Raw genomic sequence first — 26,450 nt, forward strand, 5'->3', positions numbered from 1 at the left:
TCTAACTTTACGCCGCCTTGGTGGCGCGTGTGCGTAAGACGGTGGTCGCGGCGATACCTGCGATCATGGCCATAACGAACATAAACGGTTGGATGTTGCCTGAGCCGAGCGCCGGAATGACTCCGCCCGGACAAAATCCCGCGATCCCCCAACCAATGCCGAACATCGCCGAGCCAATCACCAGCGGCTTATCGATGGTGGTTTTCGTCGGCAGGTGAAACACTTTGTCAAACACGGGCATCGGGCGCTTGAGCACAAAGCGATAGCCAATGAATGTGACGGCGAGGGCAGATCCCATCACCAGCATCAAACTCGGGTCCCATGTGCCAAAGATGTCGAAGAAATTGAGCACCTTTGCTGGATTGCCCATGCCCGAAATCACAATTCCAGCACCGAAAACGAGGCCGATAAGACCAGCAGACAGAATGCGGATCATATTAGAAGCCTCCGAGCACGTGCCGAATAACAAAAACGGTGATCAGCGTTGTCGCCATAAACGTCACCGTTGCAACGATCGAACGGGTCGACAACCGCGCTATGCCGCAAACGCCATGTCCCGAGGTGCAGCCGCCGCCAAAGGTCACGCCTACGCCAACGAGCAAACCGCTCAGGACAATCGCCCAGGCCGGGAAGTCGGCCGCGAACGGCAAGGGGCTGCCTTTAACGAGCGTCAACAGCACAGGGGCAGCGATGGCGCCGAGTAGGAAGGCAACACGCCAACCGGCGTCTCCTTTTGGCATGATCGCTCCTGCCAAAATGCCGGTCATGCCAGCGATACGGCCATGAAATGCCATGAGAAGCACAGCGCTAAGGCCAATCAGGCTGCCGCCCAATAGAGCCTCAATAGGGGTGAACTGGGTGATCATCGGCCATCCAAAGTTGCAAAAGCGCGGCGTCTATGCGAAACCGCTAATGTTCAGTGGATCAATATATTCGAATGTCCTAATATGTCAACTCAGGAAAGCGCTATCCCTAACGCATCCGAAAAGCCAATGGACATGGCGGCTCTTGAGCCACGCGCTGAAGAAGCCGCGCAACTGCTCACCGCCATGGCAAATCCAAAGCGCCTACTGGTCCTGTGTAACCTCTTGCATCAAGAGCGCAGCGTCAGCGATCTGGCCAAGCTCGTGGGCCTGGAGCAGTCGCCGCTGTCCCAACATCTCTCAAAGCTGCGCGCCTTAGGCCTCGTGAAAACCCGGCGCGATGGCCAGACGATCTACTATCGGCTCTCTTCCGAGAACGTCACGCGTCTTCTCACCACCCTCTATGAGATTTACTGCGCTTAATTGGGTGTGGATCATCTGCGCAAATGCCTTCACGGACCCGAAAGCATTCTCAGTTAGACTTTTGACGCTGCGCCAACTGTGCTAGCGGCTTGCGCATTGAGCAAGCGATTGGTCCGTTTGTGGTCTTTAGGGCATGGAGGTCGCATGTCGTCGCCTACACAGCGTTGGCAGGATGTCAGCGATGACAATAGTCGCCTCGCGGCGTTACAGGCCCTGGATATTTTAGACAGTCCGCGCGAACCGGCCTTCGACCGAATTTCAGACCTGATCCGCTTGGTGTTTGACGTCGACATCGGGCTTGTGACCCTGATCGACGCGCATCGTCAGTGGTACAAAGCCTCTGTCGGCATGACCAATACCGAGCAGGACTTGGATAGCGCCTTTTGCCGCTTCACGCTCGAAGCGGGCGATACTGTCATCGTCAATGACGCGACCGAAGACGCTCGTTTCGCTGACCACGAGAAAGTCGTCGGTGCGCCCTATATCCGCTTTTACGCCGGCACCCCCATCTTCACCTCAAAAGGGCTGATGGTCGGAACGATCTGCGCTGTCGACACTAAGAAACGGACCTTCGGCCCGCGTGAGATGGAAATCCTCCGTCACCTCGCAGCCTTGGTCATGCAGGGCCTGGAACTGCGGCAGGAAGCGATCACCGACGTTCTGACTGGCGCCAGCAGCCGCCGTTCCTTCAAGGAAGAAGCGAAAAAGCACATTTCGCTATCGAACCGTAACAACGCGCCGCTGAGCTGCATCTCGCTCGACATCGACCACTTTAAGCAGATCAACGACACCTACGGTCATGCCGCTGGCGATCAGGTTCTCACCGGCGTCGTGAAGGCGTTCAAAGAGACGCTGCGTCAGAGCGATATTGTGGGCCGCCTCGGTGGCGAAGAGTTTGCCGTGCTTCTGCCGCAGACTGAAGAAGCGACAGCTATGGATGTGGCGGAAAAGCTGCGCCAAGTTGTCAAACAGCTGCGGTTCCCGCATAGCCGTCCGCCCATCTCAGTAACCTCGTCTTTTGGTGTCGCATCGCTGGTTCCTGGCGACGACATTGAGGCGCTCATCGCGCGCAGCGATGCGGCGCTCTACAATGCCAAGCGCTCAGGACGAGATCGTGTCCACCTTGCGCCAAAGCCCGATGAAGAACCCAAGGTTAATCGGCGTCGCGTGCTCAAGGCCGGCCAGATCATCTTTAATGATGGTCGCTCGACCTATGATTGCACGATCCGCAGCCTATGGGATGACGGCGCTGAAGCGACACTGGCCCTGACCACAGTGCTACCCGATCACTTTGATCTGCGCATTAAAGGCTCGACAGAGCAGTATCATTGCAAACTGCTCAAGCGCAGTGTCGGTGCCGTAGAAATGGTCTACCTGGACACGCCAGAAAACTAAACAATTGGCTTCCAGCGGTCCTCGCTCGTCTTCTCAAACAGAGGAGACTTGAGCGGGGCGACGATGCGGTCTTGATACCGCGCCAGACCGTCTTTCCATCGGTTTGATTGCAGCATCGCTGCTGCAATCACCACGGGCTCAATACCCGCTTTTTCCAAGAGGCGCAGAACCGCCACCATCGAAGAGCCGGAGCTGATCACATCGTCGATCAGACACACGCGCTTGCCTTCAACCAGCGGCAACATGCGCGGATCTATAAAGATGGTCTTGGCATGGGTCGGGCTGGTGATCGAGCTCAGCGGCTCCGACAGCTCATCGACATACCAAAATTTTCGCGACGTCCCCAGTGGCACCATTCTGGCGTGCCCCAGCCGCCGCGCCACGTTATTGGCCAACGGCAAGCCCAGCGTCGGCACACCAATCACCGCATCGACATTATACGGCCCGATCAGGTCCTCCATGCCTTGTGCGAGCGCATCCTCCACCACAAAACTCGCCTGATTGACGATCAGCGACGACACCGCCCGCGTCCCGTCGCCGGGCAGCACGCGCAAGGGCAGGGCGAGCTGACGCCCATCGGCAAACTCCGCCGGATAAAAGCCCGTATAGCTCTCACCCGTAGCGTGCGTGCCTGCTGGGAAAACCTCCTGCCAGAAGTGATGCGGTTCTAGGGGCAAAGCGCGTCTCTTTTCTTGTCGCTGCGTTCCGAATAACGCAATGTGCCAGCACCTTTACCCAGACTCTTGAGCCAATGGAACACCTCGATAACGCCCCGTTCGAACTTGATGACATGATCGCCCTGCGGCGCGATCTGCACACCCACCCCGAACTTGGCTTTGAGGAAGTGCGCACCAGCGGCATCGTCGCCGAAAAACTCGCGGAGGTCGGCATAACCGTTCATCGCGGCCTAGGCAAAACAGGTGTCGTTGGCACCCTTAAAGTCGGCAGTGGTACCCGCTCCATCGGCCTACGTGCCGATATGGATGCGCTCGCTATGCCCGAGCTTGCCGACCGCGAATACAAATCCACCACGCCCAACACCATGCACGCCTGCGGCCATGACGGGCATACCGTCATGCTGCTCGCTGCCGCGCGCTACCTTGCCCGCACCAAGAATTTCGACGGCACTGTTCACTTCATCTTCCAGCCTGCTGAAGAAGGCCGCGGTGGCGCTAAGGCGATGATTGAAGAGGGGTTCTTCGATCTCTTCCCCTGTGACGCCGTCTATGGCCTCCACAACATGCCCGGTCTTGCCACCGATGAAATGGCTGTCGTGACCGGCCCGCAACTGGCCTCATCCGACAGCTGGGAAGTCGCCTTCACTGGTGTTGGTACCCACGGCGCCAAGCCGCATCTGGGCAAGGATGCCGTTACCGCTGCTGCCCATTTCCTCACCATGCTCCACACCATTGTGGCGCGCGTTGTCGATCCGCTTCAGCCCGCCGTGGTCAGCGCCTGCGCCCTATCGGCGGGTGATTTCAAAGCGCTCAACGTCATTCCTGATGTCGTCCGCATCGGCGGCACTGCGCGTGCTTACACCCCTGCGGTGCGCGATCAGCTCGAAGCAGAAATCGGCCGTCTCGCCCATGGCGTCGCCGCGAGCTTCGACATTGAGGTGAGCTACACCTTCAATCGCCGCATTCCGCCTGTCGTCAACAGTGCCGAGGTCACCGCCCGCGCACACAAGGCGGCAACAGCCGCGACAGGCCGCGCCGTGGTGACGGATTTCCCGCCATCAACGGCTGGCGATGATTTTGCTGAATTCGGCAATCGCGTGCCTGGGTGCTATGTCTGGCTGGGCAATGGCCCTGCGCAAGACGGCGCGCTGCACCACAATTCCCGCTACGATTTTAACGACGACGCGATCCTGACCGGCGCGCGCTATTGGGCAACGCTCGTCGAGCAGGATCTGTCGGCTTAAGAAACGAAACCGGAGTGCAGGAGATCGAGCGTCTTCTGCACATCCACCGTCATCGCGACTTTTAACGGCACGCCTGCGTTCGAGACCACCAGCGCACCCGGATCGTCGGTCAGATCAAGAGCAATGGTCAGCTCTTCAATCCCGAAAATCTCCGGCTCAAGCGCGTAGAGCATGACGCAAGGGTCGTGCAGCGGGCGGCTCTGGCGGCCATCAAGGAAATAGGCTTCCAACAATTTCGCGGCGACGTCGCCATGCAGCGTGCCATTAAAGGATGCGACGTATCCCTCATCTGCCCGCACTTTTCGCGTCACATCGAGCGGGATCAGCGTCAGGTCAAACCCAAAGCCGAACACCATCTCCGCCGCTTCCGGATCAACGGCAAAGTTGAATTCCGAACGCGGGCCGACATTGCCCTTCTCAACGATAGCCCCGCCCATAGCGATCACACGGCCAATCCGACGCGCCGCTTCCGGATCGTGCTGAATGAGCAAAGCCAGATTGGTCAGGGGCCCAAGAGCCAGAATATCGATGGAGCCAGCGGGTGCTGCCCGCAGCTGTTCAGCCATCCACAGATGCGCCGGGGCAGTAACCGGATTCTGACCGGGCGCTAAAGTGACCCCGCCGAGCCCGTCATTGCCGTGGATCGCCACTTCATCAATAGCGTTTCGCACCAGCGGCGCGTTTGCGCCCCGGGCAATCGCCACATCCCCGCGACCCATCAGGGTCGCAAGGCTTGCAGCATTCGCTGTGGTCCGCTCAATCCCAATATTCCCGGCCACAGTAGCGAGGCCGAGAACATTGAAACGCTCACTGCCAAAGACAAAGAGCACAGCGATTGCGTCGTCGAGACCGGGATCGGTGTCGATAATAACCGAGCGATTAGTCATAGAGCGGCTGAATCACCATTTCAGGAACTTTTACCAGACCCTTGTCCGTGATGCGGATTTCCGGGATCACCGAGAGCGGGATGAGGTTGAAGCCCATATACGGAATGGCGCAGCCCATCTCGTCCCAGACCTTCTTGAGAACCTTGGTTTTTTCCGCCACCTCATGAACGCGCTTGTCGGAGATGAGACCAGCGACAGGCAGCGCTACAAAGGACAGCACCGCGCCGTCCTTGACCACAACGATACCGCCATTGGCGTCTTCAATGGTCTTGAGCGCCAGCTGCATGTCGGCTTCATTGGTGCCGGCGATGATGATGTTGTGGCTGTCGTGCCCAACCGAAGAGGCAACCGCGCCGCCCGTGAGGTTGAACTCATGCAAGAAGCCATGGGCGATACCGCCATTGGTCTTGCCGTGACGCTCAACTACGGTAACGAAGCAGAGGTCGTGGTTCTTGAGCGTCGTTGCCCAGTCGCCCGTTGGGGTGATTTCAACCTTGCGATGGGGCAGGGTAATACCTGGCATTTCAATGCCAATAGCATTGGCCGTCACCGGACCTGCGGGCAGCTCTGGGGTGAGCTTTAGGCCCTTTGGCAAATGGACCGTATTATAAGCCGCGCGCGGATAGACGTAGCGTTGCTCCAGCGTTTCATCGAGCAGCGATGTGATCTTGCCACCCTCGACCATCAGCTCACCACCGTACCAGGTGTTGACTGGCTTAAGATCGTCATTGAGCAGCACGAGGTCAGCGCGACGACCGCCGCCCAGACCACCGATTTCATCGCCCATGCCAAAGCGCGTTGCTCCATGCAGCGAACCCATCGCCCAAGCCTGTTCTGGCTTTACGCCGCAACGAATGGCTTCTCGCACCACCCAATCGAGCCCGAAGGTGAGAAGGTCGTCCGCATCACGGTCGTCGGTGCACACCGCGTAGCGCTTGTGGCTCGCACCCATTTCGGTGATCGGCCTGATCGCCTCAACAATCGAGTTCCAAGGCGTCGCTGGGTTGCCGCCGCGCAGGAACACCCAGATACCGGCTTCAAGGAAATCTTCCGAAATGTCCTTGTCGACCGCTTCATGCGTGTCGGTCACGCCTGCTGCCGCATAGGGCGCAACAAACTCACGGCCATAGACGTGGCCCGAAACCGGCCGGCCGCGCTTGAGGCTTTCCGCGATAATGGCGTGCGAGCGCGGGTCGCCCATAGCAACCGGCACAAAGTCCATCTTCTCGCCGAGCGCCACGGCTTCTGGCCATTTGTCAAAGATCGCACCGATCTTCTCAGGCGTCAGATCGCCACCAGCGGTTTCGAGTTCTGGCGAGGTCGCCGGAACCGTGGACGGCACTGTGAGGAAGATCGAGAGCGGCGCCAAACGCGCATCTTCCAGCATGGCCTCAACGCCTGCAACGTCCATGACGTTACCGATTTCGTGGCTGTCGCAGAAAATGGTGGTCGTGCCGTTGAGCAGCGCGCCTTCCGCATATGCGCAGGCCGTGACCATCGAGCTTTCAATGTGAATATGCGGGTCCACCAGACCCGGCGCGATAATGCCGCCCTTGGCGTCGTAAACGTGCTTGGGTGCCGGTGCCGACTTATAAGCGCCCGCTGGCTTGATCGCAGCGATACGACCGCCTGAGAGCCAGATTTCCTTATTGTCGAGAATGCGCTCGGAATAGGTCGAGAGCACGCGTGCACCCGTAATGACCACATCGGCTGCAGCACGGCCCCCGGCAACAGCCGCGAGCTGGGTAATTTGCGTATAGAGCGGGCTTACAGAGAAGCGCGTGATCATCGCCATAGGTTATTGCTCCGAGAAAGCGTGGAGGATGCGCACCCAAGAGCGGATGCCCTTGTGGAAGCTGGAGAGGTCGTATTTTTCGTTCGGGCTATGGATGCGGTTATCAAAGCGCGCAAACCCGATGAGCAGGGATTCCATGCCGAGGCGGTTCTTGAATTCGCCCAAAATAGGGATGGAGCCGCCCGTGCCCGCCAGCGCGGTCTCGCGGTTCCACTCCGTCGTCAGCGCTGCCTGCGCCTTGCGGAGCAGCGCGCCATCCAGCGACATAGATTGCGCTTCAGCCGCCGCATAGCTCTTGAACTTCACCGAGCAATCGGCTGGGATCATGCTGCGCACGAAGTCGCGGAATAGCTCACGAATGCGATGCGGGTCTTGCCCTGCAACAAGCCGGAACGAAATCTTTGCGCCAGCCTTTGCCGGAATGACGGTTTTGAAACCCTCACCCGAATATCCGCCCCAAACGCCGTGGATTTCTGCGGTTGGTCGCGCCCAGACCTGCTCCAACACCGAGCGGCCTTGCTCGCCCGCCGGGATGGAAAGACCGATATCACCAAGGAACTTTTCCGGGTCGAACGGCAGTCGTTCCCATTCGCGTCTATTGGCTTCTGGAAGCTCTTCGACGCCGTCGTAAAATCCGGGAATGCCAACCACGCCATCATCCGTACGCAGCTTGCCGATGATCGTGCCCAAAAGCTGGGTCGCGTTCCGCGCCGCCGAGCCGAACATGCCAGAATGCAGATCGCGATCTGCCGTCGTGATCTCGAACTCTTCCGAAACAAAGCCTCGGAACATGGTGGTGATCGCCGGGGTTTCGTGATCCCACATATCGGTGTCACAGACGAGGATCGTATCCGCCCTGAGATCGTCCGCATTGGCTTCAAGGAATGGCCCAAGCGATGGCGAGCCTGCTTCTTCCTCGCCCTCAAACAGCATCGACACCTGAATGGGGAGGCTCCCCGTCACGGCCTTCCAGGCGCGGCAGGCTTCAACGAAGGTGAGCAACTGCCCCTTATCATCCGATGCGCCACGACCCAGAATATGGGTTTCGCCATCGGGCTGCGGGGAGAGCGAAGGCCCAAACGGATCAGTGTTCCAAAGCTCAATCGGGTCGACCGGCTGCACGTCATAGTGCCCGTAGAACAGCACATGCGGGCCGGGCGTTTTCGGCCCATGACCAACTACCATTGGGTGGCCAGTTGTGTCCCGCACGCTGGCGTCAAAATCGAGTTCTGCGAGTTGGTCCCGCAGCCACTCCGCCGCACGGCGCACGTCGTCCTTATATTCCGGCTCAGTCGAAACCGAGGGAATACGGATCAGCTCAAACAGCCGCTCGAGGCTGTTCTCAAGGTTTGCATCTGCATGGGCAAGAACAGCGTCGAGTTGGGTCATTGTGCGAGACTATCCAGCCGCGCCATTTCCGTTTTGAACTGGCGGGCGATTTGGTTGGCATCGGCCACGGTTTTCGCCGTGTCGAGGGTTAGAACTTTTCGATCCCGCATCAGCCAGCGGCCCGCGACCATGGTGTGGGTCACGTCGCTCGGCATAGCCGCAAAGACCAGCGCGGAGTAGGGGTCGTACATTGGGTGCATACGCGGCGCGGCCAGCGAAATGCGAATAAGATCCGCCTGCTTGCCCACTTCAAGCGAGCCTGTCTCGAGGTTGAGGCTCAACGCCCGCGCCCCCTCAATGGTCGCCATTCTGATGATTTCGAGCGCAGGGAGCGGTTTTCGCGAACCAGCGAGCAGCTTGGCAAACATCGAAACCGGCGCAAACTGTGAGAAGAGATCAAGCGTATTCCCGCTCATCGCTCCATCCGAGCCAATGCCGACCGGAATGCCCGCATTGCGCATCTTTTCGACCGGCGCGATTCCGCGCCCCGCCTTGCCGTTTGAGCGCGGATTGGTCACCGCACAAACCTGATGCTCCGCCATCATCGCGATGTCCGCATCATCAAGCTGCAAGCAATGCGCGGCGATCAAGCTCGGCTTCAAAAGCCCAGCGTCTGCCGTTACCGCGACGGTCGATTTGCCGTGGGTGTCACGCGCCCAATTCACTTCCAAAGTGCTTTCCGCCAAATGCATCTGCACCGGCACATCCGGATGCGCTGCCGACCACTCCGCAATGCGCTCCATGGTCTTCACACCCGTGGAATAGGGAGCGTGCGGCGCAATAGATGGGGTGACGAGCTTGTGGCCTGCAAAGCGCTCGACCAGCTCTTCAACCCGCGCAAAACCTTCATCAAAGGTCTTGTGGTCCGGCGGATCAAAGTCCGCCAGTGTCTGCCCGACAATGGCGCGCAAACCAGCTTGGTCGCAAACATCGCCCACTTCGGTCTCAAAATAATACATGTCGGCGACGGTGGTAACGCCGCCTGCAATCATCTCCAACGCCGACATGGCCGAACCAATCCGGACCATTTCGGGCGAAACGAATGTGCGCTCCAGCGGCAGAATATAGCGATAAAGCCGATCATCGACATCTTCGCCCAGACCACGAAACACGCTCATCCCCATGTGGCAATGCGTGTTGACCATGCCCGGCATGACGATATCGCCATTGCAATCGATCACCTCGGCGCCATCCACTTTTGGCGCTGGCCCCGAGCCAATCGCGGTAATGGTGTCGCCATCCACACGCACCCAGCCGCTCTCATGAACCGTAAGAGCATCGTCCATCGTGACGATCAAAGCATTGGTGAGCAGCGTGGTCATTCTTTTGGTCCTTTTTCACCGCCCCTCGTGAGGGGAAGGTATACTTCGGTGCCTTTCTTCACCTCTCCCTTTGGGGGAGAGGTCGATGCGCAGCATCGGGTGAGGGGGCCTATCCCAAGGTCGACGACAAAATCGGGTGCCCCTTCGTCCCTCCCTCGCTCGCGGGGGAGGTCAGGTGGGGGCCTTAACCGACTACTCGTGCGCCAAAATCGTGCACTGCTCTGGCACTGGAACCAGCTTAGCCTGCGAACCCGGCTCCAAGATATTGGTCAGCGAACCATTGGCCAGCAGCGAACCCGCAGTGGTTTCTGCCTGATACTGATACGCGCGGCCAAGATAGGTGCGCAGGCCCAAGTCAGCCGGGAAGCCAGTGGCTGCCGGATCATTGGTCACGTTCAGACCATCGGCGCGGCAAGCGAGAATGAACTCGTCTTGGATCGGGCCGAACAGGTTCTGGTTGAGATCAAGCCGCACGCCACCGAGCGCTTCTGCCGTCACCGTCTCGCCATTGCGCGCCACAACCTTCATCGAGATGAGGTTTTCAAAGCCCACAAAGCGCGCGACGAACGCATTGGCCGGACGCTGGTAGAGGTTTTCCGGCGTATCGAGCTGCATGATGCGACCGGCGTGCATAATTGCTACGCGGTCCGAGATCGAGAAGGCTTCTTCCTGATCGTGCGTCACGTAAACCGAAGTCGTGCCATTGGCGCGCTGCAGCTTGCGGATTTCGACACGCATGTCGATACGCAGCTTCGCATCAAGGTTGGAAAGCGGCTCATCGAACATCAGGAGCGGCGGCTCGATAACCAGCGCACGGGCCAGAGCCACACGCTGCTTCTGCCCGCCCGAAAGCGCTGCTGGCAGGCGTTCAGCGAGGTGCGCAAGGCCCACGCGCTCAAGCATATCCGCCACGCGCTTGTTCTTGGCCGCAGTGGCAACGCCACGCTGCTTCAGGCCAAAGCCCACGTTGTCGGCAACGCTCAAGTGCGGGAACAGCGCATAGTTCTGGAACACCAGACCAATGTCGCGCTCATGCGCTGGCAGTGTGGTCAGATCGCGACCGCCCAGAGAGATCGAACCCGATGTCGGCTGCAAGAAGCCAGCGACAAGGCGCAGCGTGGTGGTCTTGCCGCAGCCCGAAGCGCCGAGGAGCGAAACGAGTTCACCTTCCCCGATCTCGAGATTGAGGTCTTCCAAAACCTTGGTCTTGCCGTAGTGGGCGGTGATGTTGCGAATAGAAAGAGGTTTGGTCACAGCTGATCTCTATTTGGCAAGGAAGGTGAGGCCCAGGGTCCGTTCCACCACGGCCATAACGCCGACGGTGAGCAGCATGAGCAGCACCGAGACCGAGGCCACGGTGGGGTCAAAGAACTGCTCCATGTGAGCGAGCAGCTGGATGGGGAGGGTCGAGAGACCAGGACCCGTCATGAAAATCGAAATCGATACGTCATTGATCGAGGTGATGAAGGCCAGAATAAAGGCCGCGATCACGCCCGACTGCACGTTCGGAAGCAGCACGGTGAAGAAGGTCTTCAGCGGTGGCGAGCCAAGGCTGACCGCTGCTTCTTCGATCGAGAAGTCAAACGAGGCCAGCGATGCCGAAATCACGCGGATCACATAGGGCAGGATCAGGATCGTGTGCCCCACAATCAGCGACACCATCAGCGGCGCGTTGAACGTATAGGCGACATTCTTGAGCAGCGAGAAACCGAGCACCAGTTCTGGCACCAGCACCGGCAGCACGAAGAAGCTCGATAGCCAACCGGGCAGGTGAATGCGATGGCGGTTGAGCGCATACGCCGCCGGAATGCCAATGAGCAGCGCCACAAAGGTTGAAATCACCGCCACTTGCAGCGAGGTCATCATCGTCCGACGGAAAGCTTCCATCGCAAAGATGTTTTCAAACCAGCGCAGCGACAGTCCCTGTGGTGGGAAGGTGAGATAGGTGGTGTCGGAAATCGACGACCCCAGAATGATCACCAGCGGACCGACAAGGAAGATAAAGACGAGAACGGTAAAGCCGATAAGGGCCGGATGGAGCTTGGTGGGCATCAGACGGCCATTGGGTTCAGTTTGCGAGCAATTTTGGTCATTGCCAGCACGATTGCGATAGTGATCACCACCATAATGGCAGCGATGGTGGAGGCGCTTACCCAGTCAAATGTGACCATGGCCTGCTGGTGCATCAGCGTGCCCATCACCATCACCTGCTCGCCACCCAAAAGCTGGGGAGTTGCATAGGAGGTGAACGAGCCGGTGAACACGAGCACCGCGCCAACGATCAGGCCGGGTACGGCCAGCGGGAAAATAACCTGCATGAAGGTCGCGAATGGCTTTGCGCCGAGCGAAGACGAGGCTTGGATCAGATCGTCCGGAATGCCTTCCAGCACGCCAACAAGCGTCAGGATCATCAGCGGCACAAACAGATAGACCATCGCCACGATCACAGAGCCCTGCGTGTAGAGCATCTGGAAGGGCTCAGAGATAATGCCAAGGTTCATCAGCGTCGAATTGACGATGCCGTTCTTGCCCAAAATGATCAGCCAGGCGAACGAGCGGACCACCACACCGGTGAGCAGAGGGAACACAGCGGCGATAATCAGCACGGACTTCAACCAGCCGGGCGCGCGCGACACCACAAAGGCGGTGATGAAGCCTACCGCCAAAGCGATGACAGTCACAGCCAGCGAGATGGTGATGGTGCGCATCAGAACGGTGCGGCGGAAACCGCTGCTGAAAAAGGCCTGATAGGTGGCGAAGGGGCCACCGGGCGTTCCGAAGGTAGCGTAGATGGTCGCGGCCACAGGAGCGACGAGGCCGAGGAGGATCAGCAGTGTCGCAGGTGAGGCTAGGGTCCAGCCGGCAAAGCGTTTCATGAGCCTGGCATTTCGAGAGAAGAGTAAAAGGGTGCTGCGCGGGTAAAGGGAACCCGCGCAGCGCTATGCATTACATGCCGAAGTTTTCGTTCCAACGGTCAACCCAGCCACCCTTGGCTGCGTTCATCTTGCCGTAGTGGATGCGTTCGAGCGAACCGATAACGTCCGCGCCATAGGTCCAGATCGAAGCCTGTTCCGGGGTCAGCTTGACGTTGGTGTTGACTGGAGCGTCGACGCCTTCTTCAGCCAGCTTCTGCTGGATTTCATCGGAGAGGATGAAGTTGATGAATTCGTATGCGAGTTCTGGTTCAGCAGCGCCAACTGGGATGTTGACGGTGTTGAGGGTCGCAATGGAGCCTTCTTCAAGATCAGCCCAGACGACCGATGGCTTAGCAGCCTGGATCTGTGCGAGGGTGAAGTCCTGTGCGATCGACGCGGTGATTTCGCCGGTCGAGAACAGGTTAATCATTTCCGAGCCAGTGTTGTAGTTCTTGACTACGTTTGGCTTGAGTTCGCTCAGAGCTTCGAAAGCTGCGGTATCGTCGTCAAACGCGTCGGTGCCCTTGTAGAGACCGGCCTTGAGAACAACCATTGGGCCTGCAGTGGTGGTGATGCCTGGCAGCGAGAGCGAGGACTTGAAGTCTTCGCGCCACAGATCGTTCCACGAGGTCACCGGAGTGGTCACAGCTTCGCTGTCGTAAACGATGCCAACGCGACCGATGGTGTAAGCTGGGCCGAAGCCGTCCTGAGGGTCCTTAGCCATTTCATAGATATTGGCCAGGTTCGGGAGCTTGCTCTGGTCGATCTGCTGGAACAGGCCCAGCTCGATACCCTGCTGCGAGAAGCTATCTGAGAAATACGCAACGTCGACGCCGCCGCCGTTACGGATCTGGATCTTGTTCAGACGCTCACCGTTGTTGCCGGTTTCAAAAACGATTTCACAGCCGCACTGTTCGCGGAACGGCGCGAGCACGAGGCTTTCGAGCTTTTCACCGTTGAAGCCCCACCAGGAAATGGTGAGTGTCTTGGTCTGTGCCATAGCGGGCGCTGCGCTCGCGAGGGTGCCGACCGAAATTGCCAATGCCAGCGTGCGCGCTAGGTTCTTGTGCATACCGAAAATCCTTGTTCCCTTTAGATACTTGTCTCGCAGACGTGGGTATCTTGGGAATAAGCCTATTTTTTCGGCTATGCCGGTGCAAGTTACATAATTAGGCGCGTGGTACGGACCTCACAAGATTTACCACTTGTTTACAATTTGCCGCACCACACAATCGGGTGAATCTGGCCGTTCTGCACGTTTACAAAGCCTTCCGGTGCCAAGGGAGAGGGGGCAACGAGCACCCAGCGCCATGGCGCGCAGGTCAGAGTCGCAAAAGCCAGACGCTCTGGGAATCCGGCCCACCAGCGCGGCGAATAGGTTGGCTCATACATCCACTCGATGGTTTCGCCCTGCGCGTAGAGCTCAAGCATTTCCTTGTCGAGCTCTGGGGCAGGGCGGCAGGTCATCAGCCCGCCGATTTCATAGTTTACCCGGGCCAGCACTTTACCGTCGCGCACCAGCGCCCACCCGCCTTGCTGCTCTTGCAGCGCATTGACCGCCAGCGCCATAGCCTCGTCCGACGAGCCGACCGCCCAGATATTGTGCTTGTCGTGGCCCATCGAACAGGCCAGCGCCGTGTTCGGCGTCTTGGGGCCTGTCCCCAGCCAGAACATTTTTGAAACGCTCGCTGTACCCGAGAACCGGTCGACAATAGCGAACTTCGTGATGTTGCGGCTGTCGTCGCGCTGCACCAAGCCGTCGACAATCGACAGATCGGTGGTGATGAACTCGTCATGCCAATGGAAGGGACGTAGCAGCGCCGCCTTGCAGCTGTCTGTCGCTCCCTCTGGCGCAGCGATGGCAAAATCGGCGGCAGTCAGGTCGCGGCCGATATTGACCGTTTGGCGCGCCCATTGCGGCCAGTCGATCGTTGGGACATCAGCGATATATTCACGGCCCTTCGAAACCTGCATCCCGTCGGCCCAAACTTCCGAAATCGACAGTGTCGCTTCGTCGTCAAGGAACACGAGATCGGCATACCGTCCCGGGGAGATCGAACCGACCCAAGGGGTGAGGCGCATATGGCGCGCTGGGTTGATCGTCACCATCTGCACGGCCACTTCCATCGGTAGCCCGGCTTGAATGGCGAGGCGCACGTTATGATCCGTTGCCCCAAGCTTCATCGTGTCGGAGCACGAGCGGTCATCAGTGCAGAGGGCAAAATTCGACCAATCCTGCTGCCCGCGCTCGAGCAAGCCTTTGATCATGTCGGTCAGCGAATGCGGGCGCAGCTCCATAAAGAGCCCACGACGCAGCTTGTCGGCCACTTCCTCGGCGGTCCACGCTTCGTGGTCCGAAGCCATGCCCGCACCGGCAAAGGCGTTGATATCGTCAATCGCCCGCATCCCCGCTGCATGGCCTTCGACCACACCGCGCGCTTCAAACGTCGCTTCGATCATGCCCCAAAGGCGCTCGTGCGACGGGTTGTCTGGGTTCCACACCGCTGGCCAATCCATCACCTCATCAAGACCCGAAACAGCCAGATTGGTGGTCATGAACTTGAGCTGCTCGCCATAGCCGAAATGCCCGCCACCATGCTCATAGGCAGTCGGCGGCACAGCGGAACCGGGCAGGGGGAAGATTTTTGCTGGCGAACCTGCGGCGCGCGCGGTCATCCAGAATTCGAGATTGTGCGGCCCATCGACATTGGAAAATTCGTGGCTGGCTTCGCAAGTCCAGGTGCAGCCAAAGGGCAAAACCAGCGCCGCTTCCCATTCCGGGGTGAGGTGGCTCGATTCAATATGCTTATGCACTTCGCCAAAGCCCGGCACGACCGAGAGGTGACTGCGGTCGATCCGCTCGCCCACTTCGCCCGGATATGCGCCGGCTGGTCCAACCCAGGCGATGCGACGCCCCGAGATGACGATCTCTTGGTCCTCATACCAATTGCGTCCATAGACGTCCAAAAGTCGACCGACGCGAATAGCTGTGTCGGCAGGCTTCTTGCCCAGCGCCACCAGTGCCAAATGCTTGCGGATCGCCACTTCGTCGCGCGCATTGATGAGGAGGTCATTTGGGAAATCGGTCATCGTAGAATCCATCTGCCGGGCTGCCAGCGTTCAATTTTGACCTAACACGATGATCGCTCTACCGAAAGCGCGCGGCCCGAGCCTTCCCCACACCCAGCCCCAAAAACTCCCCTACTTCAATCCAAACCCCAAGCCCTTCAACAAACCACTCAGCGCCTCGCGCCCGCGCAAAGCCTTAACCGTGCCCACGCGCTTAGCGATCATTTTGGTCCAGTCGATCACAGTCATGCCCTGCTTCTCCTGAAAGCCGCGCATGGTTTGATCGTAACGCGCCAGCGTCTCAGCATCGGCAGCGTCGCCATAGGTCTCCTCATGCAACACGATGCTTTGTGGCAGTCGCGGCTTCACCTCCGAGGCGCGTTCCTCATCCGGATAGCCCAGCGTCAGCCCAAAAACGGCCACGCATTCTTTTGGCAGCCCGAGTTCTGCGGCCACTTCTGCTGGCTTGTTGCGCATGCCCCCAATGTAGCAACTGCCGAGCCCCAGCGAGCTCGCCGCCACAACTGTATTCTGTGCCGCTAGAGTGGAGTCGATAACGCCAATGAGAAAGCTCTCCATATAGTCGAGACCGTCTCCGGGCAGCTCTTCGCGTTGCGCCAGTGTCCGCAACCGCGCCAAATCCGCGATCCAGACGAGAAACACGGGTGCGGCGACAATATGGGGATTGCCCCCGCTCAATTCCGCCAGCCGCGCTTTGCGCGCCGCGTCGCGCACCACCACCACGCTCCAGGCCTGTACATTGGATGACGTCGGTGCCGATTGCGCTGCCGCAACCAAAGCCTCAATGACACCATGCTCAACAGGCTTCGGCAAATAGGCGCGCGCCGATCTATGGTCGAGCATCAGACCAATGGTGTCAGACCACACCGCTCCGGTCTGTGGGGCGTCGACGCCATAGCGCCGTGCCAGACGGGTTGCGGCGGTGGTGTTTTGCGACTTGGCGTCCGTGTTCACTTGCGCAGGTGACATAGGAATATCGAAACTCTCTTACGTGTCCGTACCAGGATTTGAGCGTTATCCGCTTCCTTCGGTAAGGGCGATTGGCCAGTGTCAAAACGTCCAGCATGCGTAATCTGTTCAGCGTGCTAGCTGGCGAACCGCACACCGCGCCTTAATTACGCCAAACGGTCGATGGTATTGGCGGTGGAACGCGGGCACAATTTCCTGCGTTACCCACTGTAATCCGCTGGTGTTTGGGATTAATTTGGCTGCGGCGATTTGCCATCCCAGTCACAATGGTTTCATCCTCTGGCGGACTGGGGGCGATGCGACTACATACACCCGCAGGGTGAAACCAGCGCGGGGAATACTCCGCGTTCAACTGCGTACTGGCGCCCCCTGCCGGATTACGCGCTTTTTTGGTGAGACAAATGAACCTTCTCCGCACGATCGCTTTCGCTGGTTTGGCAACTGCTATGACCATCGCAGCAGCTTCTGCCGCTAACTACGAAGTTAAGATGCTCAACAAGGGCACTGACGGCACTCCAATGGTTTTCGAGCCTGCTTTCCTGCAGATCGAAGTTGGTGACTCGGTAACCTTCATCCCAACCGACAAGTCGCACAACGCTGAATCGATCAAGGATCTGATTCCTGAAGGCGCTACCCCATTCAAGGGCAAGCTGAACGAAGAAATCACCGTAACCTTCGACGTAGAAGGCGCATATGCTTACAAGTGCCTTCCGCACCTGGGCATGGGCATGGTTGGTCTGATCGTCGTTGGCGACGCACCAGCAAACCTTGCTGACATCACTGCTGCAAAGATGCCGAAGAAGTCGGCAGACGCCTTCGCAGCAATGGCAGCAATGGTTAAGTAAACTGCTGTTGGGTTCGGGCGGCGTTTCGTCGCCCGCGCCCTCTTCGCTTGCTCGCAAGCGTTTTGATCGTTGAGCATGGCTCCGATCCTCTAACTCCCCATAAATCGGCTATTTCACGCGCGCTTCGCTTGTCGCTCGGCACTGACTTATGCGAACACCTATGGGTGGATATGGGCAGCGCTGATCTTATGGTTCGGCGGTAACATGGGAGTGCGGTCAATGGCCTTGTTACGCGAACTCAGTCTTGAAACTCTGCTCTCCCGAGTTACGGGCGTGTTGATTTTCGTCGCCCTACAAGGGTTCTTCCTCGCCCTCTTTGCGCGCCTTATGGGCGATCGCCGTCCGCAGAATGAAGGCCGTCTAACGCCCAATCCCTTTGCGCAGCTCTCTGTCTGGGGTGCCGTTATTGGCGCGCTCTTTGCGCTGACATGGCCGCGCCCTATGCGCATGCGCGCCTCCGCCAACCGCTTCGGCCTTGCTGGAGTGATCGCGGCGGTCGTGCTGAGCCTTGTGGCTGTTGCGCTCTTTATTCCGGTTGCCGATTGGCTGCGCAGCGTGGCGCTGATGCTGCCGCGCACGGGTGGCTACGCTGTAATTCTCATCCTGCAGCAATTCCAGCTGCTTGCCGCCGGTTCAATTCTCTTGAACCTGCTGCCCATCCCGGGTCTCGCGATGGGCTCTATCTGGACGGCACTCTGGCCGGAGCGCGAAAAGCGCCTCCTGCGTCATGAGCCGCTGGGCGTGGGCTTGGTGATCATCGCCTTGGTAGTTGGGATTGTGCCCAATCTTGCCAGCTACACCTTGCCCTTCCTGTCGCGGCTCTAGGAACTATTCCCCGGCGTGGCCGGTATATCCGAACTCGTCCATAATCGCGGCGATCGTGCCATCGGCAACTAGAGCGTCAATTGCCTGATCGACCTGATCCCGTAGGAACGTATTGCGGCTGCTGACCAGCGCGCCAATATGCACCACGCTTTCTGGCAAAGGCGTTGAGCCGATGATCCGCAGGGCCTTGGTGTCTTCGCGCTCACGCTGCATTTTGGCCAAAACGGGTTGCCACAGGATCATGCCACCAATGGTGTCATCGAGTACGCGTGTGGCCATCAAATTCGGGTCGGCATAGGGCAGGCGGCGCCAACGCTGATCTTCTGCCTGCTGCAAGTTCCAGTTGATCAGATTGAGCTCACCAAGGCTGGCCATAGCAGTGCCAAGGCGCACGTCCTTGGGAATGTCCGCAAGGCTCTGATAGTCGGTGTCTTTGACGGCGAGTACGAAGGGTACTGACGCGTAGGGACGGGTGATCGCAAAAGCTTCCGATATCGGCGAGTTCACCGAAACCGAAATGCCCATGAAGATATCGCAGTCATTGTTCATCGCCAGCGACAGCTCGTCGATGAAGCCTTCACCATTGAGTGGGAAGCCGCCAAAGCCTTCGAGAGCTTTGACCTCAAGGAACAGGGCGTCGCCAATGGCACGGGCAATGGCATCATCGAACTGACGGGCCTGGCTGGTCATGTCGAAACAAGCGGTCAGGCTATCGCCCGCAACGCGGCGGGTGTTGTCGAACAGCTCCTGCGGAATGCCTGTCTGAGCAAATGCTGTGCCTGCCAGCAAAGCGGTGGCGAGGGCTGCGGCGGTCATGCGGATCATTTGGCTCTCCTATAAACGAGAAAAGGGGCCGAAGCCCCTTTTCCAAATCGCACAGTCAGCAAATTAGTTCTTTGCCAGCTTGTAAACGAAGATCGAGTTGCCGGTACCGGTTGGAAGCGAAACTTCCGGGTGAGCCGACGAGATCGACGAAGCCGAGTTCGAGTAACCGGTTGGGATAACCAGGTACTGTTCGCCGTCGATTTCATAGGTTGCTGGGTAGCCGCCGATCGGAGCGTTCAGACGCTGCGACCAAACTTCTTCACCGGTTTCCTGATCCCATGCCTTGAGGTAACGACCAGCGTCACCACCGAACACGAGGCCACCTGCGGTCGAGAGAACCGACGAGGTGATGGATGGACGCGAACGGACCTTCCACTTGTCTTCACCAGCAGTTGGCGAAACGGTCAGAGCCTGAACCAGACCAGCTTCGGTGATGCCTTCTGGCAGAACGCGTGGGCCGAACTTAACTGCACCAACAGCGTTACCTGCGGTGAATTCAGTCTGGGTTGGAGCAACGGTGTTGCAAGCTTCGTTCAGCGGAATGAAGAACGATGCGTTGTCTGGGTTGTACGAAGCAGCCTGCCACAGCTTACCACCGGAAACCGAGGTACAGATCATGTGGGTTTCGCCAACGGACGAGAACACGAGGTCTTCGTTGATGTTGACCTTGCCGTCTGCGTCGATCGAGGAAACAACGTTCTGAACAACGGTTTCCTTGGACCAGAGGTACTTACCGGTGTCGCGGTCGAGACCCCATGCGATACCGATCTTGCCTGGTACGGAGACAACCATCTTGTGCGTTACGCCGTCGACTTCCTGGTCAACCAGGATACGTTCGAACGGAGCGTCAAGGTCCCAGTTATCGCGTGGCAGGTGCGAGTAGTACCACTTCAGTTCGCCGGTCGAAGCATCGATAGCGAGGGTCGAGTTGGTGTAGAGCACGTCGCCATCGCCCGAACCACGGATGAGTTCTGCGTATGGGCCAGGCATACCGACACCCCAGTAGGTGGTGTTGGTTTCAGCGTCGTATGCGCCAGTTGCCCAAGGCGTACCGCCCCAACGGTTTTCTGGTGGAACGTCGCCCCAAGAAGCCTGCTGCTCTGGGTTGTTTGGATCGTTGATGGTGTTGAAGCGCCACAGCTCATCACCGGTCTCAACGTCGTGAGCCATGATGTAGCAGCCGCCAGCGGTGCCGGCGATCGAGCAACCCGAGATAGCCGAGATGATCTTGCCGTCAGCGATGACTGGACCGATGGTGTAGGAATAGCCGAGGTTGTAATCGAGAACCTGCTTTTCCCATGCGACCTTACCGTCTGCTGCGTTCAGCACAACGATCTTCGCGTCTGGAGTGGTCAGGATAACCTTGTCGCCGTAGAGGGCGATCGAGTTCTTCTGACGACGTGCCTGGTTCGCCTGGTACGACCAAGTTGCTGGGATTTCCGCAGCAGCGTGGGTGTACTTCCAGATCAGTTCGCCGGTCTTCGCGTCGAGCGCTTCAACGATAGCGTTGTTGGTCTGGAGGAACATGATGCCGTCGTGGATCAACGGTGCAGTTTCCTGGATGCCAGCAACAGCCATTGGCCATGCCCAAGCGAGTTCCAGGTCACCAACGGTGTCCTTGTTGATCTTGTCGAGCTTGGAGTGACCGTGGTTTTCGTAGTTACCGCGCCACATCAGCCATTCTTCAGCTGGTGGGTTGAGCAGCATTTCAGCAGTGACCGGCTCGTAGCCTTCGATCACGTTCTGAGCAAAGCTCGGGCTAGCAACAGCAACGAAAGCCGTCGAGGCGATCAGCATGCTCTTGAGGACGTTCGATTTCATAAGATGCTCCTTCACGTGGCACATAGTCTGTGTGCCCGGAATTCTTAGATCAGTTAGCAACCGGCAGGGTTTTGCCGAAAGTGAATGCCTGCGGCACGGACGGCGCTGCTGGAGCGGCCGGTGCAGCTGGTTCAGCACCACCCGGGAGCTGCTTGCCCCAAGTGTAAGCCTGCGGAACGGCTGGACCCGTTGCCGGCGCGGCAACTTCGCTAGCTGCTGCTGCAGGGCGGTTAGCCAAGCCAGCTTCAACTTCTGCCTGAAGCGAGATCGCGTAGAGCAGATCTTCGTCGGCAACCATCGGTTCATCGCCCGGCTCAGCGCCGTTGAATTCCATGATGTATGCAACGATGTTCAGATACGCTTCGTCGCCGAGGGTGCCAGCGCCAGATGGCGGCATAGCAACAGCGATGAAGTCATAAAGACCGCCTGCAGAATCCCAGTTCTGCATAACGTCCATGCCGAAAAGGCCTGGAGCGTCCGGGCCTTCAAGCTGACGGCCATGACATGCAGCGCACTGCTGGTCATAAACGATCTTACCAGCGGCTGCTTGTTCTGCGGTGAAGCCAGCAGCATTCGCTACGCCTGCAAAGGCGGTGAATGCCACCATAGCGGCAGTGAGCCGCTTAGAGGTTCGAGTCACGATTACCCTCCCAACAAGGTGAGGTGGAGCAACCAAAGTTGCTTTGGTTATTTGATACGGTCGTGCGGCAGAGCGTCGTACAGCCGTGGGAGCGTGAAGCCAGCAAACATCCGGTCGTTTGAACGTTTAAAGGCCTAAGGAGGTATAGGTTTCTCCTATCGGTAAGATCAATAGAAACTTATGATCCAAGTCGACCGATTTCCCCATCAATCTGATATCTTTCCCTTAGGAGTTCGTAGGCTTTTGAGGCCTTAACTTCCGATAATGAGTGAATAATTTCGGACTTTAGGGTTTGGTCGCCTTTCCACATGCCAATGGCTGTCACGGTGAGTTGAACGGACTGTTCGGGAAGCCAGAACAGTGAGAAGTCAGCATCTTCGAGGTTTGCGGATGCGGCTATAAACCGCTCCGTGACACCAAAACTGACAGCACCTGAAAGGAGTTCCGCCTTAAACTGTTCACTATTTCGCGCGGGTTTTGCCTTAAATCCACTCTCACGCAGCCAACCCGAGACGGCGAGGCGATTTAGCCCAGATGTGCCCGGCAAAACCGCAACCGAGTCGCCTGCGACAGGTGTGGTTCCATCGCGCGCGACCAGCACCCAGCCCGTCACAGCGTCGGTTGGAATCGTCTGCAAATAGCCGCGGGTCTGTTCGCTATCGGCAACGCCTCCTGCGATCACGTCGCATTGCGCGCGGGTCAGCAGCCAATTGCGTGGGTTAAAATCCGCGCCGATCGAGGCGAGCGTATTCACCACCAGCCGCAATCCCATGCGGTCGGCGATCATCTGCATCAGCTCGATGTCATAGCCCGGCGCTTCCGGATTGCCCGTCACCAGCGGCGGGAAGGCTGGTGGCACGCACAGCTTGATAAAGCCCGCGTCGCGCCGCTCCTTGAGCGAGGTGTCCGCTGGCAGAAAGCTCACCGCCGTCAGCCCGACAACGATAATGCCAATATTGATGGCCGTGCTCAGCCAGCGGTTTCGGCCCTTGCGCCTCATTTGCGGCCAAAGTCCCAAAGCGCGAGCAGGAAGAAGCCCACGGCCATACATGCCGTCATCGTCGGCCCGATATAGGCGGGGAACTGATTGAAGTTGATCAACACGCCGCGCAACATATCAACCGCATAGGTCACGGGGTTGATCTGCACCAGAAACACCAGCCATTCCGGATACATCACCGCCGTCTGCGTGCGCGTCAGCGCCGGATCAAGCGGGAACACCGAGGATGAGGTGAAGTAGAGCGGCAGGATGATGGTGTTGGAGAACACCCCAAAGCCTTCAAAGCTGCGCACCTTGCCCGCAAGCACCACGCCAAAGCACGTCAGCCCGAACGATAGCGAGAACATCAAAAACAGCGCCAGCAGCACCTGATCGACGCCCAGCGTCACATCGGCAAATCGCGCCAGAATAAGCACGATCGCGCCATGCAGGGTGGCAATAGTCGCCCCACCCAAAACCTTGCCGAGAAGGATCAGCGGCCGGGGCAGGGGCGAGACCAGCACCTCGCGCAGAAACCCAAACTCTCGATCCCAGATCACCGACACCGCGAACTGGATCGAGGTGTACATGATGTTCAGCACGATCACGGCCGGGAACAGGAACTGCAGATAGGTATAGGGGATGACATAGCGCACCTCCCCATAGACCTCGCCGCGGAAATAGGGGTTCAGCCCCACGCCAAGAATAAGCAGCCAAATGAGGGGTCGGCTCACGCCCCCGATCATCTGCCCCCGGTCACGCGTTGCCCGCAAAATTTCGCGTAGCCACACGCCATGCACGCCGCGCAGCCAGATCATTGCCGTTGAACTCATCGTCTGCCCCCTCGGCGGCCAGCGGCCTTTTCTGCGTCACGCTTGCCCTCGGCTGTGTCGCGCAGCGCGCGCCCGGTCAGCGACAGGAACACGCTTTCCAGCGATGGGTCCTGGAAGTGGATGCTGGCGAGATCGCCCTGATACTGCGCCAGGAACGCGTCAACTGCGCCCTTGTCGTCGGCCGGCAGCATGATCCGCCCATCGGCCATGGTCTGCCCACCGGCATAGCTGCCCAAAATTGCTTGCCCAAGGGCCTCACTCTTGGGCATCACCTGCAACCAGCGCCGGCCATATTGGGCCTTCAATTCGCCCGGTGTGCCCTTGGCGATAATCTCGCCGTGGTCGATCACACACACGAGGTCTGCGCTTTCCACTTCCTCAATATAGTGGGTCGTGGTCAGCACGGTCAGCCCGCGCTCGGCACGCAGCTTGTCCAAATAGAGCCAAATTCGATTGCGCGTCTGCGCGTCGAGCCCAACCGTTGGCTCATCCAAAAACAGAATTTCCGGATTGTGCATCAGCGCCCGTGCGATCTCGAGCCGCCTGCGCATCCCGCCCGAGAAATTGCGCACAATGTCGTCTTCCCATTCGGTCAGTTCGACCAGTGCCAGCACTTCGGCGCTGCGTTGCTTGCGCTCCGTGGGCGAGAGCCCATAAACGCGTCCGTGGAAATCAAGGTTCTCCCAGGCGCTCAACCGGTCGTCGAGGCTCGAATCCTGAAACACCACGCCCAGCGAGCGTCTCGCCTTGGCCGATTGCTTGACCACATCGACCCCGGCAATGCTCGCCGAGCCCGCCTCGGGGCGGCGCAGCGTGCACAAAATGCTCACCAGCGTGGTCTTGCCCGCGCCATTGGGCCCGAGCAACGCATAGCTGGCGCCGCGCGGAATGGTCAGGCTGACGTCTTTGAGCACTGTGTGGTCGCCATAGCGGGCAACGACATGGTCCACAGTCACAGCATTGGCCGTCATGGAAATGGGCCTTATCTCTTTGTTACTTGTCCGGGCGTTGCCACGTTTCCGCAGCGAGGTCAAAGCCAAGCTGTAACGCGGCTGCGCAGTTTTTGGTGACAACTGCGCCTGCAACACCCAAGCTCAATGCTAAATCTGAGCATTGTGAATGGCTTGCGCAATCCGCGCTCAAACAAAAACGCCCCAAGCATAACTCGGGGCGTCCCTATTGCTTTTGCCGTTAAAACTCAGGCAGCAATCACATTGATTGTCAGCGCATCGCCCGAAGAGACTACGTCGATCAGGCGGTCGATATTGGGGTGCGCGCCCGGATTGTTGCAGGCGTCTTCGGTGTGTTCACCAAAAACCAGCAAGCCATGCTCGGCGGCAGCCACGTTCAGCGCGCCAAATTCCTGCTGCAGATACTGATAAACCTTGAGCGAACCTTGCTTGCCCGGCGCATTTTCTATTGTGGCCACAACTGCGCCCGCACCATCCACCAACTCAATCCGCGCCACCCCGTCGATAGCCGGGAGCAGGCCCAAATTCTCTTTAAAATCCGCGCCAGGTTCAATCATCAGTGCCTCGTAGGGGTAGGGGAGTTTTGCTTCGAGGCCGTTTAGCAGGGAACGGCGGACATGGGGAGAGGGGGCATTACCCCCCATCTCACCCCAGCGCCCGAGCCACCAGCCATTCCGGCGCGCCCACTGTCTCAGGTGCCTGATACCCCTTAGCCGCTTTCTCCAGCGCCCCGATTAGGCTCGCATAGGGTTCGGCGCGCAAATATTGCGTCGGCACCAGCGCTACGATGCGGCGGATCTGGTTGGGGAACCGATAGAACGTCACCCCGCTCCGATCCAATCCATGCGCCACCATCAGCGGTGTCAGACACACGCCATTGCCCGCGCTCACCAGCGCCATGGCGGTCTCAAAACTGCGGCAGCGCGCGGTGATGTAGTGGTCGGGCAAAACCCGATCATACCAATCAATGCTTTGGTTGGTGTGTTGGGTGCCGAAGGAAAACTGAATGGCCCGATTGAGCTGTGCCTGCTGCTCAGCGCTGAGGTCATCGATGGACCGCGTTGCCTCCAGCTTGAGGCTGCTCGGCACCGCCAGCACATAGGGGTCTTCCAGAAGCGGCACCTGCACAAAGCCCACCCCGGCTTCCGCCACCGAGTTCGCCGCCAACAGCCCGATTTTCACCCGACGCGCATAAAGATATTCGAGCACTTCATTGGGCGCGGCTTCCAAAATATCAAAATCCAGCGCATGGCCGCTGTCCAGCATGTCGGCCAAGGCTTGCGGCAGCAACACGCGCAACAGCGAGTTCACCCCGGCAATGCCGATGGTCATGCGCTTCCCGTCTTGAAACTGCTGCAGCCCGTCTTCCACCTCGCCAAGCGTGCGCAACAGATGCTCCACCTTAGGCAACAGATAGCCACCAGCCTCCGTCAGCGCCATTTCGCTAGCGCGCCGTTCAAACAGCAAAGTGCCTGTATTTGTTTCGAGCTTTGCCAGCTGCTGGGAGAGCGAGGGCTGGGTCAGGCCAAGCTGTTTTGCCGCCTTCGTCAGCGTCTTCGATTGCGCGACAGCCCAGAATATTTTTAGCTGGTGTAGCGTTAGATCGCGCGTGCTCAGGGTCACTCTCCTCGAATTGACTTCGGACAGCGCCGAAGCAGCGTGTAGCATCTTTGCTGGCTTTCCGTTAAAGCGCAAAGGGTCCCCGCGTCGATAGCTCTCATGCGACAGATGCGCAAACTTTC

The 26,450-nt window shown here is 58.6% G+C and carries 26 protein-coding genes; 5 read left to right on the top strand and 21 right to left on the bottom strand.

The features are described from left to right. Positions 1-7: 7 nt before the first annotated feature. Entirely contained in the window at positions 8-436 is a 429-nt protein-coding gene (locus tag H4N61_RS04250) for a YeeE/YedE family protein (RefSeq protein WP_199368522.1), read from the bottom strand. 1 nt (position 437) lies between these two features. Beyond that, positions 438-866 (bottom strand): YeeE/YedE thiosulfate transporter family protein, encoded by a 429-nt coding sequence (locus H4N61_RS04255; protein ID WP_199368523.1) that lies wholly within the window; start codon positions 864-866, stop codon positions 438-440. Positions 867-947: 81 nt separating this feature from the next. Here H4N61_RS04255 and H4N61_RS04260 point away from each other — a divergent pair, with 81 nt between their 5' ends. Both H4N61_RS04260 and H4N61_RS04265 read left to right on the top strand, forming a co-directional pair. After that, a complete protein-coding gene (locus H4N61_RS04260) occupies positions 948-1,286 on the top strand; it encodes a metalloregulator ArsR/SmtB family transcription factor (protein WP_248306562.1) in 339 nt (112 codons plus the stop codon). A 144-nt stretch (positions 1,287-1,430) separates the two neighbouring features. Next, positions 1,431-2,681, top strand: a complete 1,251-nt coding sequence (locus H4N61_RS04265) for a sensor domain-containing diguanylate cyclase (RefSeq protein WP_182395107.1) — start codon at positions 1,431-1,433, stop codon at positions 2,679-2,681. On the opposite strand, the gene H4N61_RS04270 is transcribed toward H4N61_RS04265, so the two are convergent. Then, positions 2,678-3,358, bottom strand: a complete 681-nt coding sequence (locus H4N61_RS04270) for a phosphoribosyltransferase (protein WP_182395108.1) — start codon at positions 3,356-3,358, stop codon at positions 2,678-2,680. The two genes, H4N61_RS04265 and H4N61_RS04270, sit on opposite strands and share 4 nt — an antisense overlap. A gap of 74 nt (positions 3,359-3,432) precedes the next feature. Between H4N61_RS04270 and H4N61_RS04275 the strand changes: the two genes are divergently transcribed. Beyond that, the gene (locus tag H4N61_RS04275) at positions 3,433-4,602 is read left to right on the top strand and encodes a M20 aminoacylase family protein (protein WP_182395110.1); all 1,170 of its coding nucleotides are present in this window, start codon (positions 3,433-3,435) and stop codon (positions 4,600-4,602) included. Here the strand turns inward: H4N61_RS04275 and H4N61_RS04280 are convergent. The 10 genes from H4N61_RS04280 to H4N61_RS04325 form a co-directional block, all read right to left on the bottom strand. Next, positions 4,599-5,489: a nucleoside hydrolase gene (locus H4N61_RS04280; RefSeq protein ID WP_182395112.1), complete on the bottom strand. Its 891-nt coding sequence runs from the start codon at positions 5,487-5,489 to the stop codon at positions 4,599-4,601. The genes H4N61_RS04275 and H4N61_RS04280 overlap by 4 nt on opposite strands. Further along, positions 5,482-7,284 carry an adenine deaminase C-terminal domain-containing protein gene (locus tag H4N61_RS04285; RefSeq protein ID WP_182395114.1) on the bottom strand — a complete coding sequence of 601 codons (1,803 nt, stop codon included), beginning with the start codon at positions 7,282-7,284 and terminating at the stop codon, positions 5,482-5,484. Before H4N61_RS04285 ends, H4N61_RS04280 begins: the two co-directional genes overlap by 8 nt. Positions 7,285-7,287: 3 nt before the next feature. Further along, positions 7,288-8,673 (bottom strand): M20/M25/M40 family metallo-hydrolase, encoded by a 1,386-nt coding sequence (locus tag H4N61_RS04290; RefSeq protein ID WP_182395115.1) that lies wholly within the window; start codon positions 8,671-8,673, stop codon positions 7,288-7,290. Next, positions 8,670-9,995: an amidohydrolase gene (locus tag H4N61_RS04295; protein ID WP_182395117.1), complete on the bottom strand. Its 1,326-nt coding sequence runs from the start codon at positions 9,993-9,995 to the stop codon at positions 8,670-8,672. The genes H4N61_RS04290 and H4N61_RS04295 overlap by 4 nt, the downstream gene beginning before the upstream one ends. 192 nt (positions 9,996-10,187) lie before the next feature. Continuing rightward, the gene (locus H4N61_RS04300; RefSeq protein ID WP_169194744.1) at positions 10,188-11,249 is read right to left on the bottom strand and encodes an ABC transporter ATP-binding protein; all 1,062 of its coding nucleotides are present in this window, start codon (positions 11,247-11,249) and stop codon (positions 10,188-10,190) included. 9 nt (positions 11,250-11,258) lie between these two features. Further along, positions 11,259-12,050 (bottom strand): ABC transporter permease, encoded by a 792-nt coding sequence (locus tag H4N61_RS04305; protein ID WP_169194825.1) that lies wholly within the window; start codon positions 12,048-12,050, stop codon positions 11,259-11,261. Then, the gene (locus H4N61_RS04310) at positions 12,047-12,871 is read right to left on the bottom strand and encodes an ABC transporter permease (RefSeq protein ID WP_169194745.1); all 825 of its coding nucleotides are present in this window, start codon (positions 12,869-12,871) and stop codon (positions 12,047-12,049) included. Before H4N61_RS04310 ends, H4N61_RS04305 begins: the two co-directional genes overlap by 4 nt. Before the next feature lie 70 nt (positions 12,872-12,941). Further along, positions 12,942-13,982, bottom strand: coding sequence for an ABC transporter substrate-binding protein (locus H4N61_RS04315; RefSeq protein ID WP_182395121.1), 1,041 nt, complete (start codon positions 13,980-13,982; stop codon positions 12,942-12,944). Between the two features lie 137 nt (positions 13,983-14,119). Continuing rightward, positions 14,120-16,012 carry an adenine deaminase C-terminal domain-containing protein gene (locus tag H4N61_RS04320; RefSeq protein WP_199368525.1) on the bottom strand — a complete coding sequence of 631 codons (1,893 nt, stop codon included), beginning with the start codon at positions 16,010-16,012 and terminating at the stop codon, positions 14,120-14,122. Between the two features lie 99 nt (positions 16,013-16,111). Further along, positions 16,112-16,969, bottom strand: a complete 858-nt coding sequence (locus H4N61_RS04325) for an NADPH-dependent oxidoreductase (RefSeq protein WP_182395125.1) — start codon at positions 16,967-16,969, stop codon at positions 16,112-16,114. A 401-nt stretch (positions 16,970-17,370) separates the two neighbouring features. Between H4N61_RS04325 and H4N61_RS04330 the strand changes: the two genes are divergently transcribed. Together H4N61_RS04330 and H4N61_RS04335 are read left to right on the top strand one after the other, a co-directional pair. Then, positions 17,371-17,814, top strand: a complete 444-nt coding sequence (locus H4N61_RS04330; protein ID WP_169194749.1) for a pseudoazurin — start codon at positions 17,371-17,373, stop codon at positions 17,812-17,814. 219 nt (positions 17,815-18,033) lie between these two features. Then, positions 18,034-18,639 (top strand): hypothetical protein, encoded by a 606-nt coding sequence (locus H4N61_RS04335; protein WP_182395127.1) that lies wholly within the window; start codon positions 18,034-18,036, stop codon positions 18,637-18,639. Between the two features lie 3 nt (positions 18,640-18,642). Here the strand turns inward: H4N61_RS04335 and H4N61_RS04340 are convergent, their stop codons facing one another. The 8 genes from H4N61_RS04340 to H4N61_RS04375 form a co-directional block, all read right to left on the bottom strand. Next, entirely contained in the window at positions 18,643-19,464 is an 822-nt protein-coding gene (locus tag H4N61_RS04340) for a transporter substrate-binding domain-containing protein (protein WP_182395129.1), read from the bottom strand. A gap of 63 nt (positions 19,465-19,527) precedes the next feature. Then, positions 19,528-21,285: a PQQ-binding-like beta-propeller repeat protein gene (locus tag H4N61_RS04345; protein ID WP_182395131.1), complete on the bottom strand. Its 1,758-nt coding sequence runs from the start codon at positions 21,283-21,285 to the stop codon at positions 19,528-19,530. Positions 21,286-21,334: 49 nt separating this feature from the next. Next, positions 21,335-21,925, bottom strand: a complete 591-nt coding sequence (locus H4N61_RS04350; protein WP_169194753.1) for a c-type cytochrome — start codon at positions 21,923-21,925, stop codon at positions 21,335-21,337. A 178-nt stretch (positions 21,926-22,103) separates the two neighbouring features. Beyond that, the gene (locus H4N61_RS04355) at positions 22,104-22,925 is read right to left on the bottom strand and encodes a transporter substrate-binding domain-containing protein (RefSeq protein WP_182395132.1); all 822 of its coding nucleotides are present in this window, start codon (positions 22,923-22,925) and stop codon (positions 22,104-22,106) included. Beyond that, positions 22,922-23,737 carry an ABC transporter permease gene (locus tag H4N61_RS04360; protein WP_248305919.1) on the bottom strand — a complete coding sequence of 272 codons (816 nt, stop codon included), beginning with the start codon at positions 23,735-23,737 and terminating at the stop codon, positions 22,922-22,924. Before H4N61_RS04360 ends, H4N61_RS04355 begins: the two co-directional genes overlap by 4 nt. Then, positions 23,734-24,708, bottom strand: coding sequence for an ATP-binding cassette domain-containing protein (locus H4N61_RS04365; RefSeq protein WP_182395134.1), 975 nt, complete (start codon positions 24,706-24,708; stop codon positions 23,734-23,736). The genes H4N61_RS04360 and H4N61_RS04365 overlap by 4 nt, the downstream gene beginning before the upstream one ends. A gap of 227 nt (positions 24,709-24,935) precedes the next feature. Continuing rightward, positions 24,936-25,265 carry a DUF2322 family protein gene (locus H4N61_RS04370; RefSeq protein ID WP_182395135.1) on the bottom strand — a complete coding sequence of 110 codons (330 nt, stop codon included), beginning with the start codon at positions 25,263-25,265 and terminating at the stop codon, positions 24,936-24,938. An 88-nt stretch (positions 25,266-25,353) separates the two neighbouring features. Next, on the bottom strand, positions 25,354-26,331 hold the full coding sequence (locus tag H4N61_RS04375; protein ID WP_182395136.1) for a LysR family transcriptional regulator: 978 nt from the start codon (positions 26,329-26,331) through the stop codon (positions 25,354-25,356). Positions 26,332-26,450: the final 119 nt, after the last annotated feature.

The sequence above is a fragment of the Devosia sp. MC521 genome, assembly GCF_014127105.1.
Lineage (GTDB): Bacteria > Pseudomonadota > Alphaproteobacteria > Rhizobiales > Devosiaceae > Devosia.

Bases quoted from the DNA above. Each gene is read 5' to 3' on its own strand.
- H4N61_RS04290 (WP_182395115.1), bottom strand. From the start codon at position 8,673: ATGACCCAACTCGACGCTGTTCTTGCCCATGCAGATGCAAACCTTGAG.
- H4N61_RS04320 (WP_199368525.1), bottom strand. From the start codon at position 16,012: ATGGATTCTACGATGACCGATTTCCCAAATGACCTCCTCATCAATGCG.
- H4N61_RS04335 (WP_182395127.1), top strand. From the start codon at position 18,034: ATGGCCTTGTTACGCGAACTCAGTCTTGAAACTCTGCTCTCCCGAGTT.
- H4N61_RS04260 (WP_248306562.1), top strand. From the start codon at position 948: ATGTCAACTCAGGAAAGCGCTATCCCTAACGCATCCGAAAAGCCAATG.
- H4N61_RS04255 (WP_199368523.1), bottom strand. From the start codon at position 866: ATGATCACCCAGTTCACCCCTATTGAGGCTCTATTGGGCGGCAGCCTG.
- H4N61_RS04370 (WP_182395135.1), bottom strand. From the start codon at position 25,265: ATGATTGAACCTGGCGCGGATTTTAAAGAGAATTTGGGCCTGCTCCCG.
- H4N61_RS04310 (WP_169194745.1), bottom strand. From the start codon at position 12,871: ATGAAACGCTTTGCCGGCTGGACCCTAGCCTCACCTGCGACACTGCTG.
- H4N61_RS04275 (WP_182395110.1), top strand. From the start codon at position 3,433: ATGGAACACCTCGATAACGCCCCGTTCGAACTTGATGACATGATCGCC.
- H4N61_RS04280 (WP_182395112.1), bottom strand. From the start codon at position 5,489: ATGACTAATCGCTCGGTTATTATCGACACCGATCCCGGTCTCGACGAC.
- H4N61_RS04340 (WP_182395129.1), bottom strand. From the start codon at position 19,464: ATGATCCGCATGACCGCCGCAGCCCTCGCCACCGCTTTGCTGGCAGGC.
- H4N61_RS04360 (WP_248305919.1), bottom strand. From the start codon at position 23,737: ATGAGTTCAACGGCAATGATCTGGCTGCGCGGCGTGCATGGCGTGTGG.
- H4N61_RS04285 (WP_182395114.1), bottom strand. From the start codon at position 7,284: ATGGCGATGATCACGCGCTTCTCTGTAAGCCCGCTCTATACGCAAATT.
- H4N61_RS04265 (WP_182395107.1), top strand. From the start codon at position 1,431: ATGTCGTCGCCTACACAGCGTTGGCAGGATGTCAGCGATGACAATAGT.
- H4N61_RS04315 (WP_182395121.1), bottom strand. From the start codon at position 13,982: ATGCACAAGAACCTAGCGCGCACGCTGGCATTGGCAATTTCGGTCGGC.
- H4N61_RS04325 (WP_182395125.1), bottom strand. From the start codon at position 16,969: ATGTCACCTGCGCAAGTGAACACGGACGCCAAGTCGCAAAACACCACC.
- H4N61_RS04355 (WP_182395132.1), bottom strand. From the start codon at position 22,925: ATGAGGCGCAAGGGCCGAAACCGCTGGCTGAGCACGGCCATCAATATT.
- H4N61_RS04330 (WP_169194749.1), top strand. From the start codon at position 17,371: ATGAACCTTCTCCGCACGATCGCTTTCGCTGGTTTGGCAACTGCTATG.
- H4N61_RS04345 (WP_182395131.1), bottom strand. From the start codon at position 21,285: ATGAAATCGAACGTCCTCAAGAGCATGCTGATCGCCTCGACGGCTTTC.
- H4N61_RS04365 (WP_182395134.1), bottom strand. From the start codon at position 24,708: ATGACGGCCAATGCTGTGACTGTGGACCATGTCGTTGCCCGCTATGGC.
- H4N61_RS04295 (WP_182395117.1), bottom strand. From the start codon at position 9,995: ATGACCACGCTGCTCACCAATGCTTTGATCGTCACGATGGACGATGCT.
- H4N61_RS04250 (WP_199368522.1), bottom strand. From the start codon at position 436: ATGATCCGCATTCTGTCTGCTGGTCTTATCGGCCTCGTTTTCGGTGCT.